Source organism: Moorena sp. SIO3I8 (assembly GCF_010692325.1).
GTDB lineage: Bacteria > Cyanobacteriota > Cyanobacteriia > Cyanobacteriales > Coleofasciculaceae > Moorena.
The window spans coordinates 1-1,014 of sequence record NZ_JAAHHW010000502.1; the positions used below are offsets into that span (position 1 = coordinate 1).

Sequence of the window (1,014 nt, forward strand, 5' to 3'; positions counted from 1 at the left end):
ACGTGAAGTTTTGAACAGTGGGAGAGGTTAAAACCGTTGACCTGAAGTCTTACTATGAAGAAATGATGCACTTTCACTACTCACGTCAGTTGAAGAGCTGATTTGTAAAGAAAATCTAAAGCTAACTCGAAGCCTGGCTGAGTGACTTGTAATCTGAAACAGAAGACGAGTTGAACCCTATATCCATGAGTCGTTTGCCTCAAATCTCCAATCATCACCGCCAACCCTATCCAAGTGATATGAGTGATGTAGAATGGGGAGTGTTGCGACCGCTTATACCGAAGCCGAAGGGATTTGGGCATCTGAGGAGGGTAAACTTGCGCGAGATGATCAACGGGATCTGCTATGTGCAGCGTAGTGGATCCCAGTTGAACATGCTGCACCATGACTTTTTACCTCACCCAAGGGTCTATGGTTATTTCCGTAAATGGCAACCGCTTTGGGTATGGGCTGAGAATCCATGGCCAATTGCGTCATCCACTCCGATAACAAATGGGAGGTGAAGAAGACTCCAGTGTGGCGCTCGCGTAGCGTCGGTCTTTGCCCGCATCGCCAATTTAATGACTCGCCGACTGGCTTGTTGAGGTTTTGTTTACAAATCAGCTTTAATTGTTGATCAGTGATGTTTTATGCGATAGAATCAACTGTAGTAGTTAAATCAATCTAGGAACCTAAACGTTATGGCTGATAGTGAGGGAGTTAAGAGCGCTGTCATTCTACGCAGTGAAGAGGATTTTGGAGGCACACCTGATTTCTTGTCTGGGTCTTCAAGTAAGAGGAGCAAGAAAAAGAAGAAGAAGAAGCAGGCAGCAGGTTTAAAGCCTATTGAGAAGGCTGTGTTTAAACAAGCAAAGCGTCTCGATGAGGCAAGTAAGGTCTATAAGGATCGCCATGAGAAGTCCAATCGTAAAAAGAAAAATGGTTGGATTAAGGATTTGGGAAAGAACTATACCAAGAGTATGTCTAAGTTAATGAAATTTTAGTTTGGTTTCTGCTCTACCCTTAACTTCGATG

At 43.9% G+C, this 1,014-nt stretch carries 2 protein-coding genes; both read left to right on the top strand.

What is annotated here, in order from left to right; genetic code table 11:
* Positions 1-239 precede the first annotated feature (239 nt).
* On the top strand, positions 240-503 hold the full coding sequence (locus F6K51_RS38900) for a transposase (protein ID WP_365940700.1): 264 nt from the start codon (positions 240-242) through the stop codon (positions 501-503).
* Positions 504-680: 177 nt separating this feature from the next.
* Entirely contained in the window at positions 681-983 is a 303-nt protein-coding gene (locus tag F6K51_RS38210; protein ID WP_293031616.1) for a hypothetical protein, read from the top strand.
* The last annotated feature ends 31 nt before the right edge of the window (positions 984-1,014 follow it).

Bases quoted from the DNA above. Each gene is read 5' to 3' on its own strand.
- F6K51_RS38210 (WP_293031616.1), top strand. From the start codon at position 681: ATGGCTGATAGTGAGGGAGTTAAGAGCGCTGTCATTCTACGCAGTGAA.
- F6K51_RS38900 (WP_365940700.1), top strand. From the start codon at position 240: ATGAGTGATGTAGAATGGGGAGTGTTGCGACCGCTTATACCGAAGCCG.